The following is a 15,459-nucleotide window of genomic DNA, read 5'->3' as shown; positions in this document are numbered from 1 at the left end:
TTCTCATAATAGGAGCAAGCTAAACTTCATGAAGAACATTCCTTTCCATGGAAGGAATTGTATAGCAGCACCAACTGTTTTGAACGATTAAGTTAACCGAAAGGTGATGATCAGGCATTCGCGTATAAATGCGGATGCATCAGGAGTAGTACACCCGCTGTTCTCTGCGGAAGATGCTGGAGCCGCAGAAGTTACAGAGACTGCAGGCATTGGAGACATTGCAGAGATTGTAGAGATTTCGTTCGCGGGATAGGCCGCGACGAACGCTGAAGGCGCGGGCGCGTACGCCAGGGTCTCCCACTGGCGTACGAACTGCCGGACGGCTTCGCTTAGTCCGGCATCGTAAATCTGCAGGGAGTCCACATACTCCCTGCCAGTAACACCGGGCGGCGGCGGTCCAAACCGCTCCGCCAGCCCGTGCCAAGCTAGAGAGGCAGCGCGCAGCTGCCTCTCGCGGCTCATGCTGCTGGCGCTGCGCGCTGCCAGCAGCAGAGCCAGGCTACGCCGCCAGCGCCAAGCGGCGGCGACGGGAAGCAGCGCCGCAGCAGCGAGCGGCGCTGGAGAGTTCCCGCCCGCCAGCGGCAGGGCGGGCAGGCCCGTGCTTCGCGCAGCTTGCGGCGCGAGCGAGGCTGCCGCAGGCAGCGCCGGCGCGGCGAAGCCGGCGGCAAGTGCGGGGCCAGGCGTTGGGTCGAACGGGACCCAACCGGCGCCGGCGAAATAGACCTCCACCCAAGCATGGGCATCGCCCTGGGTGACCAAATACTTCGCCGGCATGGTGTCGTCCTGCAAGGTACCTGGTCCATAGCCTTGGACATAACGAGCAGGAATTCCAGCACTGCGCAGCAAAACGGTCATTGTTGTTGCAAAATGTACACAGTAGCCTTGTTTCGTCTCAAATAAAAATTGATCGACAAAATCAGATCCGGATGGTGGAACCGTTGTATTCAACGTATAGGAATATCCATGTTGTAAGTAATCCTTAATGGCCGTTACGGAGTCATAGCGGTTACCTGATGAATCTGTAAGCTTCTCCGCCAGATCTCTAACGCGTACGGGTAACAAATCTGGCAATTGCAAATACTTGCCCTTGATTTCCTGTGGATCGTCACTGCTTAAACTACGAAGCAGCACCGGATCACTCTCAGGAAGTAAGGATTCCACTGTATATTCTGTGATTCGTGCAGAGCCTATCGAATCAGGCAGACGAAAACTATCTCTGTCCATATTAGACAGAATATATCCCAGTTTACTGCCGCCCAAGAGTCCAACCGACTCAACATCTGTTATTATCCCCGCATTGAATAAAGGAATTCCTCCTGAAGAAGGGGTGGCAAATTGTATCCGCTGTTGAAGTGTTCGTTTCCTCTTTTCGATGCTTAGCTCCGATGAATGCTTCTTTGAAATGCCGGACAGATTAAGCGGCATAAACTCTTCGCCTCCCCTAATCCATCGGCGACCATCATAGTAAGCAATACTTTCACCTCTCCAGTAAGTACGCTCGCTAGTAATAGCCGTAAAGACAGGTTCAGTACTGCGGGATAACGGGGCCCCGAGTTCACCGTCATTCGTACTATACCCTGTGGTTCCTGAAGAATTAGACGCCTTATCCTCTGGCAAATGCCCTGAAGCCCAATTCTGCAGCTTCTGAAATGTCGATTGCAGCGTAAGCTCGCTGGTTGGTCTCGCCCCCAATAATTGCCCACCGAACCATGCTGTTGTCATCACGACGATTGCTGCCGCCAAAGTCAGTGCTCCCCAACGTGCATAAGGCAATGAAGTTGGCCCCTCACGCTCTCGAAGACGCAGCAAACCACTCATCGCATGCATCCAAAAAATTAAACCCATCGAGATCACAATATCCATCGTGGTATTCACATCAAAGCCGATATCCAAGACCAGCAAGTAAATAATTGTAACCGCTGTGAATAGTGCCGTACTCCCTCGGAAGAGTGCAAGCTGCTGTACTGAGGATACCAAAAGCCCCCAACCTACAATCAATATTAAAAGCCTGCTAATTTCACTTAGCTGAGAGACATGTCCAGAGAGAAGCAGCATGAGATCATTCGGAATTTCGTCCGCATAAATCCCTAGCCATCCTATGCCTTCGCCTCCACTGCATAAGTAAAGCCACGCTGAAGCAATGATAAGAAATTGGATACTAAGCAGTAGCCACCCAGGAATCTGAAGTATTCCCCATAGCAGCAGTACTGCCGCTAATACCATTAGAACTTGCAGCATCTTCGAGGTATCTTCTAATAAAGCAGACCTATATAAAGGGAGTAACCATTCAATAAATAGCCCCATAATAGCCAAAGAGAACAGCAAACGATAGTACAGAGGTACCTTTCTCTGCTTACCGGCATAACTGTTCTCCATTTGCCCCACATTGAAATGAAAGCTATTTATAGACAGTTCCGTATCACCTGGTATTCCGTTACCGTAGCGTTGGTTTTCCGGATGATTCATGGAACTCTACCTCCCTGAACCTGAATGCTGGCATAGCATCATCCAGACAAAACATTCGTGCTCCGAGCCGAGCCAAACTATCCCCGACAGTCCCCCTCACAGACTGTCTAATCTCCACTCCTTTAGCTTCTCCATTCATCGGTGCCGACTGGTCCCAGGCATAATAAAGTTCAACCTTCACACCCTGCATCAAGAACTTGGCAATCACCTTGGCCGATTCTTCTTCTAATCGTCCTGTAATGATGGCTACACTCATCCCCGGAATCCAACCTTTGGAAGCATCCTCTAATAACTTCGACAGGTTTCTAGTTCCATCTGAAGTAATTTCAGTCAGAACATCCAGCACTCTCCCTGGGATTTTACCCAGTCCCTCATGCCTAGCCATACCTTCCGGCCAACCGCCGCTGAACAACTGAACATAAGCGCCCGAACGCTCAGCGGAGAGCATCAGCCCCATCGCTGTAGACACCGCTTTCTCAAATGCCGGAGGCGATTCATCTCGGCTTCCACGGGGTTTAAGAGCCTCTGTAGGAACCTCATAGCTGAGCGGGTCATTGGCCAACACGATACAGGTCATTTTTGCCTTTTCCCGCTCCGGAACTTTGCTCTGCAGCGCTCCCAATCGTGCGCTATTCTTCCAATGAATTCGGCTAAGCGGATCTCCGGGCTCATAATCTCTTGATTCCAAAGCCTCATCACTGATGCTTCTTCCACGTCTGGAATACATGGTATCTCCTGTCATAAAACCGCTATCCGGCACAGTTCCACCAAAGGATAAAGGAGCTGGCAGCACCTTAAAGCTCTGTCCCCCACCCGGTTCAGATCTCCCCGTGAACCAACCTGGGAAGTCCCCCCAAGTTATTCTACAGCCCAGCAAATGATGATTACCGCGGGATATATTTTCAATGGTGTATGTGTATACAAAAGAACGTTTGAATCCAGGAAATAGCAGCTTTTGATGATGGCTGTCGCCCCAATAATCAGCTATAGTCATCCAAGGAAGAGGCAAACGAGAAGAAAAACTCAGCTCCACTTTCACTTGAAGTGTATTTCCGGCCATCGGCCTTGCAGGAGCAATCGTACGAATTATCTTTATAGCCCGCGGACCGGAGAGCTGAAGCATAAGTCCACCCAGCATAATAACTCCAATAACAATCAGGAGAAACAGCAAGGACGATCCTCCGCGCCAAGCATATAAAGCACCTATAATTCCAGCCACAGTTAGCATCCTTAACCATTCAACCAAAGCACTACGGCTACGGGGATAAGAGAAGCTTTTGACACTTCCGGCATCTTTCTTCTGTTGATCAATTAATGATGAAGAGGACAATGGAACACCCATCCTTTGGTCATAGACTTGTTCCCAGATCAGGAACTTATTACTATCTATTCTTCCCATGAAAAAGGGTGCCCAGACATTGGTTTTTTCTTTTTACTAGACAGCCTCCACGCTTCTTTCAGAGTGTTTTTACTCGGCGTTCCAATTCAGTCACACTTATATTAATCGGAGGTTGACCTGCTATCTCCAGCAGGTCTCGTAGCGATACCCAGATCGATCCACCAATCATTTCCACCCTCGCGTTAATGGTCTGTTGTACGTTATCTGGAAGGTTTAGAATCAACTGCTTGTTCTTCACATCGGCAATGATCTCTTTCCCGTTCCAATCTATTTCTCCACTTCGACTGTTCCCATCCCAGGTAACTTTTCCTCCAAGCCGCTCAATTACAGCACGAAGCGGAACCTCATACTGTCCATTTCGCACGGAATATTCTCCTTGTTTCAGCTTCGTCTCCAGCTTTCCAACCTCCAGAACCAGTGGCTTTCCCGGTGAAAACAGCTCTGCATTCGGCGTGATGTTTGATGCGATCCAAGCTTCTGATGGCTTTGATCTCCCCAAATTACTGGCCTTTGAAGAGACTCTGAATTGTACGGGCTCCACCGTATCATCCAACAGGCCAAAGCCGTATCCAGCCGCTTTATAACGAGCAATAATGTCAGGCAGCGCCTTGACGCTCTCTTGGTGACCGCCCCCATCATGCAGCAGCAGAATAACTTGCGAAGACTTCATATCCATTGTTGATTCCTTCAAAATTTCTGAGGCTGGTACACCTTTTCGTTTAGAATCGCCGCTATCCACCGTCCAATCCATCACCCTATAACCTGCTTGCTTCAATAAATTGAAGTAGGTATGATCAAAATGATCATAGGTTCCTCCTGGGGCGCGAATGAGCTGCGGACGAACCCCTGTAATCCCCTGAACAATTTGTTCAGTCTGTTTAATTTGACTCCAAAATTCAGTGAATCCACTATATAAATCATGGTAATTATGATTATAGGTATGATTGCCAATAGCATGACCTTGTTCCCATATGGAATCGATAAGTTCTGGGTGACTTTTCGCTTGATTACCAAGCACGAAAAAGGTTGCCTTCACATCTTCCTGTCGTAAAATTTCAAGAACATTGAAGGTGTTCTCGCTAGGTCCGTCGTCAAATGTAATATAGACCATCTTTTCAGCTTTTTTCACAGCCGTCATTGCAGAATTCGTCGTTGAAGCTTTGGCTATTTTCACTACCCCACTTGGTTGCGGGCTTGGAGTCACAGTAAGAGCTGCACTTGAAGAGGAATCAACTTTCGGAGATGCAGAAGCGAGTGGTTCTGTTGCCGAGGGCAGTTCTTGCATCGCCGCTGCGGTAAGCTTATTCTTAACAGATATAGACTCTGCGCTAGCGGGCTGCAAGGATCGGATCTCCCATGAATTCAAGTTTTTCCCTATGCTCCATCCAAGCATTACGATGAATATTACAACCATAACGAGCAATCCGCTTTTCAACTTTCGGCGGCTGTGTGTGCTTTTATTACCTTTCATCTTCTCTACCTCCAGCATTCTATTGGCTAAAAAGCCATTTGGTAGATTGTATGAAGACAAGCTGTAAAATAGAATAAGGCAACTGCCTCTTGGAGAGTGACAATCTAATGGAAATGCTGAGCTTTATACAAGAATTATTCACCAAATATGGATATAGCGTATTATTCTTTGGATTACTTCTCGAATTCGTTGCCTTACCCTTTCCAGGAGAAACCACTATGGCGTTTGCCGGTTTCCTTTCCTATACCGGAAGGCTTGATTTCTTTACGCTAATTGTCGTTGCTTTTGCAGGCACTACTGTTGGGATGACCCTTACCTATTTTGTCGGATTAAAAGCCGGTATGCCCTTTATCCAGCGATATGGCAAATGGTTTCTATTCTCCCCTACTAAGCTAGAGAAAACACAGAAATGGTTTGAGAGATACGGCAGCTTTCTTATTTTTATCGGTTATTTTATTCCAGGCGTACGGCACTTTACCGGCTACTTTGCTGGTATTATCGCGCTTCCCTTCCGTAAATTCGCCCTATATGCTTATAGTGGAGCCGTATTCTGGGTATTGATATTCCTTAGCATCGGAAAGGTATTTGGTCCACAGTGGATGGGCATCTTCCATTTGTTCGAGACCTATGCGCTTTGGATTATAACTGGTGGTGCAATAATAGCAGCTCTTGTGATTATTTATCGCTACCGTAAAAGCATTCATGCCCGCCTCTTCCCTAGCAAAGCTGCCACTAGGATTCAAGCTCAGATTAAAAAACCTTCCAAGGAGCGGTGAATTCACCGCTCTTTTTACTGCGTATCCATGCGTACCCTGCCAGCAATATAGCAATTCCAGAAAACCCTGCTCCTCCAGCAAAGCCCAGCGTCCGAGGTTCCACCCATTCTAATAACCACCCTGCGAGCAGCATAGATAATCCAATCAGTGTATTTCCTACTGCTGACAGCAGTCCAAACATTAATGGCTGCATAGTGGACGGCGTTTCTCGCATAACCAGTGTATCCAGGCAGGCATTCCCCGTCCCTCCGGCAAAAGATAACAGGATATATAATATAAACGCGATCATGAAATGATTGCTACTACTGATGCTCATCAGCAGTAATCCTTCAATCATGAGCCCGCCAATCGCGACAATCAGCAGCCCTCTTTTTACATATCGTCCGGCAAAAAAACTGAGACTAAGCCCGATACCCAGCGCCGCATAAAAAGCCCCCACACCCATATCTCCGGCGTGAAATTCCTGAACTGCATATATACTAATCAGCACATTATCTAGGCCATTCAGCATCGGAACAAGCAACTCATACCCGAAAATAACCTGTAACGTGATACTCCCACCGATTACAATCCCGAGCGCACGCATTCGACTTATCTTCTGCGAGCGCTCCGCTTTAGCTATAAATCCATTAGGATAATCTAGCTCTTTCTTATCATCATTTCCCCTACTAGTATTCTGCGGAAAATGGATGCCGTAAATTAAGATCGCTGCGACCAGAAAAGATAAAGCATTCATCACGAATGCTGCCTCTGGCCCGAACCACATCGAAACCACACCCCCACTGAATGCACCCAAAATAAGTACACAGCCACTCATAAGCTGCTCCAGTCCGTTAACCGTTAGCAAAGAACCTTTGGTCACCATCAAAGGGATTGTAGATTTACGAACAGGACTGTAGATCGCCTCTCCCGCCGCCAGTAAAAAATTCGCCGAATATAGCAGCCATAGCTTATCCACTCCATCCACCCACAAAAAAGCTAGTGCAACAGGAACCCTTAATATGTCTGTAGTGATCATGATGTATTGACGAGGAAATTTACTGCCAAGTACACCCCCAAGCGGTGCCAGAAACAAATAAGGAAGCAGCCGCACACCTAGCGATATCCCCACCGCCATCCCTGATCCTGTTAACTGCAGAACCAACGCCAGCACGGCAACACTAGTAAAACGATCACCGATTCCATTGATTAATCCGGCTGTGAATAGACGCGAATATCCCTTTTGACCTTTGAAAATCGCAATAGCTGATTGGTTACCCATCATTGTAAACCTCACTTTATCTATTTAAATAAATATCTAATTAGATGATAATCTAATTATTATATTATAACAATGCTTTATTCCCAAGGATTTGCTAAGATGTAGTACATCATTACATAACGAATTATCCGAAAAGGAGGGCTCTACCTTTTGAAAATCGATCGATTGCTCTCTATCGTCATTCTGCTTATGAACCGACGTCTTATTCAGGCAAAGGAGCTCGCCGACATGTTCGAAGTGTCCGTACGCACCATTTACCGTGATATTGAAAGTATTAATGGAGCTGGAATCCCTATCGTTACCTATCAGGGAGCAGGTGGTGGCATTGGTCTTATGGAAGGCTACCGGTTAGACCGCAATGTATTGACTGACCGCGAGCTGGCTGATATTTTCACGGCGCTGCAAAGCGTCTCCTCTTATGGCGGAACTGAACATACTCTGCTCATGGAGAAGATCAGTAGTGTAATCCCGCCCTCACAGTCCGCCGCTTTCCGAAGTAAGACGACCCAGCTTATCATCGATTTATCTCCTTGGGGACTTCAGTCTGTCCTAGAAGAAAAAATTGCGATTCTGAAAGAAGCGTTGGAAGAAAACATGACGGTAGACTTTGATTATGTGAATGCCGAAGGGCAAGCCAGCCAGCGTTCTGTCGAGCCTTATACTTTAGTCTTAAAAGGACAAGCGTGGTACTTGTATGGGTATTGCCTGCAGCGTCAGGATTTCAGATTATTTAAGCTCCTGCGTATGAAGGGGCTTGTTAAAGAGAATCAGGAATTCATAAGAAAAGATATGGATATGCGTGAGCTACCCTGGAGCACTGACTATCAGAGAGTAACTTCAGCAGCAGCAATGTCGCCAATCCTTCTGCATTTTACATCTGAAGGTAAACATCTCGCGGAAGATCGCTTTGACTCCACAGAGCTTCAGCCGGACGGACACGGTGGATATAACGTAACTATCCATTATCCCGAGGACGGATGGCTCTATTCCTTCTTGCTCAGCTTCGGAACGTCTTTAGAAGTTTTAGAGCCGAAGCATATTCGTCATAAGCTCGGGGAGTTGGCTCTTGGGGTTGCCAAAAAATATACAGCCTTACTTTAAACCTGACGGTATGTGGTCAGATTCCCAGTTCTATAATGTACTTAAAGCGAGTGCTCATAAGCTTCGCAAACTTTTAAAGGAGTGCTGTATATGGAACAAGAACAAGCAGGGCAAGTGCAAGATGAGCCGAAATTTTGTCAGAGCTGTGGGATGCCTATGCCTACGGAGGATTTACTTGGAACGAACAAGAATGGTCAAAAAATCGAAGATTATTGTGTTTACTGCTACGAGGATGGTGCATTCAAACAGCCTGACGTTACGCTGCAAGAAATGTCTGATATTTGTACAGGCTACTTGGTTCAAGAAGGAATGGACGAGGCTGTTGCCCGTAAATTACTCTCCGAACAGCTGCCTCATCTGAAACGGTGGAGAGGCGCAGCCAGCGCTCCTACAACGAACTAATAACCAGCACAAAAAGGAGCATCCAAGGGAACCTTTACGGTTCATGGACACTCCTTTTTCTTTTGGGCTCAGTGTTTATTGATTTACCTGCTGTATCTTCTCTTCTTCCGTCTTCAGGAAGTCGGGCTCAGGTGAAGTCTTCTTGATAAAGAAGGCTAATACCAAAGCAATCACAGTGATCCATGTAGCAACGGCAAAGGCATGTGTAACCCCGCTAATTGTTGCCTCTTGTGTGAGCTTAAGCATCGCAGCCTTATCACTTTGCGAGACAGCTCCGCTCATTAGGGTATCCGTAATTGTGCTCTTGGTCTTATTAGTCATTAGACTGACGAACAACGCCATCCCTAATGCCCCCCCCAACCGTCCGCAACGTATTAGACATGGCCGTACCATGTGAGCTTAAACGCTGTGGAAGCTGGTTAAGTCCCGCAGTTACAATTGGCATAGATAACATCGACATTCCTAACATCCGTACCGTGTAATTAATAATCATATGGGTATACGTTGTACTGTCCGTAAGCCTACTAAATTCCCAAGTAGTAACGACAGTAATGAGAAGACCTATTACAGACAGCCATTTCGCACCTATTTTATCAAATATAATCCCTGTGATCGGAGACATAATTCCCATTAGTATAGCCCCCGGCAGCAGCATAAGTCCGGACTCCATCGGCGTAAACCCACGGATCGTCTGTAAATAAATCGGCAGCAGAATCATACCTGCGTATAATGCCATTGTAATAATGATATTGATTAATGTGGTTAGTGAATACATATTGTATCTGAAAATCCGGAATTCAAGCAGTGGAGTATCTGTAGTAAGCTCTCTCCATACGAATAAAGCCAGAGCAACCACACCTAAAATGAGGCAGACAATAACCGTCGTGCTTCCCCAACCGTCGGTTCCAGCATCACTAAAGCCGTACAATAACCCCCCAAAACCAAGCGTAGATAGTATGACACCAGGCTTATCCAGCTTTGGAGAGGTTGTTTCTCCTACGTTCTGCATCGTCTTCATCCCTAGCAGGGTCGATAATACAGCAAGTGGAAGAATAATAAAGAACAGCACACGCCAGGAATAGTTCTGAACTACCCAGCCCGATAAGGTCGGACCCACAGCTGGTGCAAAAATCATAGCGACTGCCATCAGGCCCATCGCTTTGCCCCGCTCTTCAATTGGGAAGATCCGGAGGAATACAATGTTCATTAGCGGCATCAAAATCCCGGCACCAACAGCTTGAATGACTCTGCCGACCATGATCATTTCAAAGCCTGTTCCAATTGCGCACACAAGTGTACCTATAGAAAAAAGTGACATCGCGGTAATGAATAACTGGCGGGTCGTAAACTTTTCCACCAGAAATGCACTGATCGGAATAAGCACCCCGTTTACGAGCATAAATCCAGTTGTTAGCCACTGTGCCGTAGTGGTGGCGATTTTTAGATCGTCCATTATGCTTGGCAGCGCAACATTAAGAAGCGTTTGGTTCAACAGCGCTACAAATGCACCTATTAATAGCGCCGCAATGATTGGGCCTCTACGAATATGCTTTGTTGCTGCTGCAGCGTTAGCAGTAGTAGTACTCATAAATTCTTGTTGTCTCTCCCTTGCTCTAATATCTGAATGATTTCGCTATGAATCCTAAGTAACTCTCCTGCATCCTCAGCAGGCACATTTGACAGTGGAAGCAAATACTTTCTAAGTGATTGTTTACTTCTCTCTCTGATCTCATTCCCTTTCTCAGTAATCGCCAATTTGTATATACGTCGATCCACCTCGGAACGATGTCTTGTAATCAACTCAGCTTTCACCATCCGGTCCACAACTCCGCTTGCTGCACTATTCCCTAAATGCAATAACTCCGCAAGATCAGTGATTCCAATATCAGGATGTTCGGATATTTTGCGTAGAACCATTAACTGGGTAGGCGTAATATTCAGCTCTTCGGCATCTTTCCAAAGCAACTGCTGAAAAGCATGACTAATGCGGCGAAAAGAGGAGAATATATCATCTAATTGTTGCTCCTTGTCCTCCAAATCTCCACCTCCATAAAATAATTAGTTAAAGTATCAAATAGTTCGTATGCGTACTATTTTACGCCTTAACTAAATTTCAGTCAACGATTTACTGTAACTTTCTGAAAAACCATTATTATCTTGCAGAAAGAACGCAAAGATAAGGTCAAGCTGTTACAATACAAAAAAGCGGACCAAGTGAATTCTTGGTCCGCTTTTTATATACGGTTCGTCTATATCCTTGACTTTTTATACTCAGGACAAACTGTATGAACCTTCAAGCAGGTTCTGCTGCAACGGTTTAAGTGATTGTTCTAAATCCGATACAGCCTGCCCCTCCTGACTGCTGGCAATCGACATCATCAGCTTGATCCGATTCGCTTGGTTAACCACGCTAACTCCAGCATCATAATCAATGGCAATGATATTTGCACCTGGATATAGCTCCTTAAGCCCCTTAATCATCCCGCGCCCAGTAATATGGTTGGGCAAGCAGGCAAACGGCTGAATACAAGCAATATTATTCACGCCATTATCCATCAAATCCATCATTTCCGCGGTCAGGAACCATCCCTCACCCATCTGATTTCCTACAGATACCAGTCGGCTGGCCTTCTCAGCAAGACCATAAATATTCTCTCGTCCTTTAGCCAGTCCCGCATCCTCAAGCGCATGCTTCATCGGCTTACGATAAATCTCCAGATAGGAGATTAACATCGGATTAATATATCCCAACCGTTTACTTTTCCCGAACTGCTCGGCTTTGTAGATTGGATTGTACACACAGTAAAAGATAAAGTCCAAGAAGTCCGGCATTACCGCTTCTCCACCCTCCGCCTCAATCATCTCAATGATGCGGTTGTTGGCATCCGGGTGAAATTTAATCAGGATTTCACCAACAATACCCACTCTTGGTTTAGTAACACCTGTAACGGGCAGCTTACAGAAGTCTGCAACGATTTCACGAATCAGACGTTTGTATTCTCGGAACGAGAAGGTGACTAAGCTGACCTTACAGCGCTCCATCCCCTTGCGGAATAAACGTTCAGCACTCCCTGGAACAACCTCATACGGTCTAAAGTGATTTAGCAGTCGCATCATAAGATCACCATAGCAAGCTGCGGCTATCAACCGATTTGCCAGCTTAAGACTGATACGGAATCCCGGCTGGTTCTCCATTCCAGAAGCATTGAGTGAAATCACAGGAATTTGTTCAAGGTCTGAATCTTTTAAAGCTTTGCGGAGCAAAGAAATATAATTGGTCGCGCGGCAGCCTCCGCCCGTCTGTGACATGATTACAGCGGTACGATTTGGATCATAGTCCCCGCTCTTCAATGCTGACAGAATTTGCCCTATTGTTACGATTGCGGGATAACATGCATCATTGTTGACGTATCTTAGACCTTCTTCTGTCTCTTCAGGTCCAGTAGTCTCAAGGATCTTGAGACGATATCCCGCATCCCGGAAAACCTGCTCAAACAATTCAAAATGAATGGGCGACATTTGCGGCGCAAGGATCGTATACGTTTCTTTCATTTCCTTCGTAAAGGCTACATTAGCCTGTACTTTAGGTGCCTTCTGTGGCAGCACCTTGCCTTTTTCACGCTCGCGCATCGCTGCCAGAAGTGAACGTAGTCGAATGCGAGCTGCGCCAAGATTGCTAATCTCATCGATTTTGATCAGCGTATATACTTTGTTATGCCTTTCCATAATATCTTGTACGGCATCACATGTAATCGCATCAATCCCGCAACCGAAGGAAGTCAATTGAACAAGCTCCAGATCGGTTCGGACTGCTGCAAGCCGGGCTGCGCGGTACATCCGAGCATGATAGGTCCACTGATTAACAACCGCCACTTCCCCTTCACTTCGGTCCAAATGGCAGACGGAATCTTCTGTCAGCACGGCGAGTCCCATACCGGTAATCATATCCGCTATACCGTGATTAATTTCAGGATCCGCATGATAAGGATGACCACAGAGAAGTATTCCCTTGTTCCCAGTGCTGGCGAGATACGCAAGTGTCTCTTCACCCTTGGTACGCACATCACTTTTAGCGCGATCAGCTTCTGCAAGTCCTGCCTGTACAGCAGACGTAATCTCTTCTTTCGGAATCCCAGTAAATGTCTTCACGAGTCCCTTGGTCAGTGCAGTTCTATCGTCAAAGGTCAGAAACGGGCTGACCAGCGTAATACCCTTCTCCCTAAGCCCATCCATATTGTTGCGAATAACCTCAGGATAAGAGGCGACCACCGGACAATTAAAATGATTATCCGCTGCTTCATCCTCCTTCTTCTCATACACCACCGCAGGATAAAAGATAAAATCGACATTTTTACCAATCAAGCTCTGCACATGTCCGTGCGCCATCTTTGCTGGATAACAGATCGATTCTGAAGGAATCGTATCCATCCCACTTTCATAAAGCTTCTTGCTTGATTTAGGAGAGAGAAGCACCCGATAGCCAAGTTTGGTGAAAAATGTGTGCCAGAATGGGTAATTCTCGAACATATTCATCGTACGTGGGATGCCGACTGTGCCCCGTGCTGCGTCTGCCTCCGGTAATGCCTCATAGTCGAAAAAGCGCTCATACTTATATTGCATCAAATTTGGCAGTACATTCTTCTCTTTCCGGCCTCCTGCACCACGCTCGCAGCGATTACCTGTAACGTAGAAGCTCTTATCCGGGAACCGACTGATCGTTAAAGCGCAGTTATTCCCACAGCGACCACAACGGCCTGAAGATACCTCGTACTTAAAGTTTGCAATTTCCTCCGGTCCAAGCAACGTACTTTTTCCGTCAGCCCCTGCTTGCTCACGAGCAATCAGCGCACACCCGTACGCACCCATCACTCCAGCAATATCCGGTCTAACTACGGTTCTCCCCGTTAGGCGCTCAAAAGCACGCAATACAGCTTCGTTATAGAAGGTGCCGCCCTGAACAATAATATTTCGCCCGAGATCCTCAGGATTGCGAATTTTAATTACTTTTTGCAATGCATTCTTAATCACAGAATAGGCAAGACCTGCCGAAAGATCCGCCAGTGAAGCACCTTCCTTCTGAACCTGCTTCACTTTAGAATTCATGAATACTGTACAGCGCGAACCCAAATTAACCGGTTTGGTCGCTTCCAGAGCTGACTTGGCGAACGCCTCGATGCCTAAGCCTAGCGCAGAAGCAAAGCTCTCAAGAAAAGAGCCGCAGCCTGCCGAACAGGCTTCATTGAGCATCAGACTGTCGATCGCGCCGCCGCGGATCTTGATGCATTTCATGTCCTGTCCGCCGATATCCAAAATAAAGTCTACCTCCGGCATGAACTTAGAAGCGGCCTTGTAATGAGCAACCGTCTCCACTTCACCACCGTCCGTCCATAAAGCGGCTTTGATTAAACCCTCTCCGTAACCTGTCACATAAGAGCCTGCAATATAACAGCCTTTAGGCAGAATCCGATACATTTCTTTCAGTGCCTCACTGACAGAATACAAGGGGTTCCCTTTATTACTTCCATAAAAGGTATATAGAATTTCGTCAGCGGAGCCGGTCAATACAAGTTTGGTTGTTGTTGAACCAGCATCGATCCCCAAATAGCAAGGGCCGCGATACACCGCCAAGTCTGATCGGGCAGCAGAGGCTTTACCGTGGCGTAGACGGAACGCAGCAAGCTCATCAGGATTCTCAAAAAGCGGCGGTAATTCTGCATCCATAGCCCGATCCGCTGAAAAATCCACGGCAGCTATTCGCGCGAGCCAACCTGAGAGCGGCAAAGCTGTCCGATTCGCTTCGGAAAGAGCAGAGCCAATTGCTACGAAATACTGCGACCGGTCAGGGAAAAAAATATCCGATTGCGCAAGCTCAAGGGTCTCCGCGAAACGCTGACGCAGGGCTGGCAAGAAGGTTAGCGGGCCGCCAAGGAAAGCCACCCGTCCACGAATCGGGCGTCCACAGGCGAGGCCACTGATCGTCTGATTGACGATACTCTGAAAGATCGAGGCCGCAACATCCTCTCGACGAGCCCCTTCGTTCAGTAGCGGCTGTACATCGCTTTTGGCAAAGACCCCGCAGCGTGAAGCTATGGGATAGATTCGCTCATGCTTTTCCGCCAATGCGTTTAAGCCCGCCGGGTCAGTCTGCAGCAGCGATGCCATCTGATCGATAAAGGCTCCCGTACCACCCGCGCAAGCCGTATTCATACGCTGCTCAATGCCACCTCGAAGGTAAATGATCTTGGCATCTTCGCCACCGAGTTCAATCGCCGTATCACATTCTGGAATTAGCTCGCCAATCGCCTTCGTACAGGCAATCACCTCCTGAACGAACGGAACCCCTCCCAGCTTGGATAAAGATAAGCCAGAGGAACCGCTTACAGTAAGGGTTGCTTCTCTCTCTGGAAATCTGATCTGTACATCAGACAGAAGAGAGAGAGCTGCTTTTTTTATATCGCTATAATGTCTAACATAGTCCTGATAAACAACAGTATTACGTTCTATGACAACCAATTTAGCAGTAGTTGATCCGATATCAAGGCCAATACGCAGCATTATCACTACACCACCTCGTCTTGCTCCA

9 protein-coding genes and 1 pseudogene are annotated in these 15,459 nt (G+C 47.1%); 3 read left to right on the top strand and 7 right to left on the bottom strand.

Features of this window, described 5'->3' with window-relative positions:
- Window positions 1-87: 87 nt before the first annotated feature.
- Genes NSU15_RS03020 through NSU15_RS03010 form a run of 3 tightly spaced genes read right to left on the bottom strand, consistent with a single transcriptional unit; the run spans window position 88 to window position 5,336 of the window.
- On the bottom strand, window positions 88-2,466 hold the full coding sequence (locus NSU15_RS03020; RefSeq protein WP_339289088.1) for a transglutaminaseTgpA domain-containing protein: 2,379 nt from the start codon (window positions 2,464-2,466) through the stop codon (window positions 88-90).
- The gene (locus NSU15_RS03015; protein ID WP_339289086.1) at window positions 2,435-3,865 is read right to left on the bottom strand and encodes a DUF58 domain-containing protein; all 1,431 of its coding nucleotides are present in this window, start codon (window positions 3,863-3,865) and stop codon (window positions 2,435-2,437) included. Before NSU15_RS03015 ends, NSU15_RS03020 begins: the two co-directional genes overlap by 32 nt.
- Window positions 3,866-3,923: 58 nt before the next feature.
- Window positions 3,924-5,336, bottom strand: a complete 1,413-nt coding sequence (locus NSU15_RS03010; RefSeq protein ID WP_339289084.1) for a polysaccharide deacetylase — start codon at window positions 5,334-5,336, stop codon at window positions 3,924-3,926.
- A gap of 107 nt (window positions 5,337-5,443) precedes the next feature.
- On the opposite strand from NSU15_RS03010, the gene NSU15_RS03005 reads away from it, so the two are divergent.
- Window positions 5,444-6,112, top strand: coding sequence for a DedA family protein (locus NSU15_RS03005; protein WP_076116850.1), 669 nt, complete (start codon window positions 5,444-5,446; stop codon window positions 6,110-6,112).
- On the opposite strand, the gene NSU15_RS03000 is transcribed toward NSU15_RS03005, so the two are convergent.
- The gene (locus NSU15_RS03000) at window positions 6,087-7,376 is read right to left on the bottom strand and encodes an MFS transporter (RefSeq protein ID WP_339289082.1); all 1,290 of its coding nucleotides are present in this window, start codon (window positions 7,374-7,376) and stop codon (window positions 6,087-6,089) included. The two genes, NSU15_RS03005 and NSU15_RS03000, sit on opposite strands and share 26 nt — an antisense overlap.
- Window positions 7,377-7,523: 147 nt before the next feature.
- Here NSU15_RS03000 and NSU15_RS02995 point away from each other — a divergent pair, with 147 nt between their 5' ends.
- Both NSU15_RS02995 and NSU15_RS02990 read left to right on the top strand, forming a co-directional pair.
- Window positions 7,524-8,474 carry a YafY family protein gene (locus NSU15_RS02995; RefSeq protein ID WP_339289080.1) on the top strand — a complete coding sequence of 317 codons (951 nt, stop codon included), beginning with the start codon at window positions 7,524-7,526 and terminating at the stop codon, window positions 8,472-8,474.
- A gap of 90 nt (window positions 8,475-8,564) precedes the next feature.
- Window positions 8,565-8,876 carry a zinc ribbon domain-containing protein gene (locus NSU15_RS02990; protein WP_042123974.1) on the top strand — a complete coding sequence of 104 codons (312 nt, stop codon included), beginning with the start codon at window positions 8,565-8,567 and terminating at the stop codon, window positions 8,874-8,876.
- A 75-nt stretch (window positions 8,877-8,951) separates the two neighbouring features.
- On the opposite strand, the pseudogene NSU15_RS02985 reads toward NSU15_RS02990, so the two are convergent.
- The 3 genes and pseudogenes from NSU15_RS02985 to NSU15_RS02975 all read right to left on the bottom strand — a co-directional run bounded on the left by NSU15_RS02985 (window position 8,952) and on the right by NSU15_RS02975 (window position 15,431).
- A pseudogene (locus NSU15_RS02985) lies at window positions 8,952-10,464 on the bottom strand (DHA2 family efflux MFS transporter permease subunit).
- A complete protein-coding gene (locus NSU15_RS02980) occupies window positions 10,461-10,913 on the bottom strand; it encodes a MarR family transcriptional regulator (RefSeq protein ID WP_042123971.1) in 453 nt (150 codons plus the stop codon). Before NSU15_RS02980 ends, NSU15_RS02985 begins: the two are co-directional and overlap by 4 nt.
- 234 nt (window positions 10,914-11,147) lie before the next feature.
- Window positions 11,148-15,431, bottom strand: a complete 4,284-nt coding sequence (locus NSU15_RS02975) for an acyl-CoA dehydratase activase-related protein (RefSeq protein WP_339289079.1) — start codon at window positions 15,429-15,431, stop codon at window positions 11,148-11,150.
- Between the last annotated feature and the right edge of the window lie 28 nt (window positions 15,432-15,459).

The sequence above is a fragment of the Paenibacillus sp. FSL E2-0201 genome, from assembly GCF_037963325.1.
Classification (GTDB): Bacteria; Bacillota; Bacilli; order Paenibacillales; family Paenibacillaceae; genus Paenibacillus_AQ.
The sequence above is the reverse complement of the archived record's forward strand: the minus strand, read 5'-3'. Positions and strand labels throughout refer to the sequence as shown.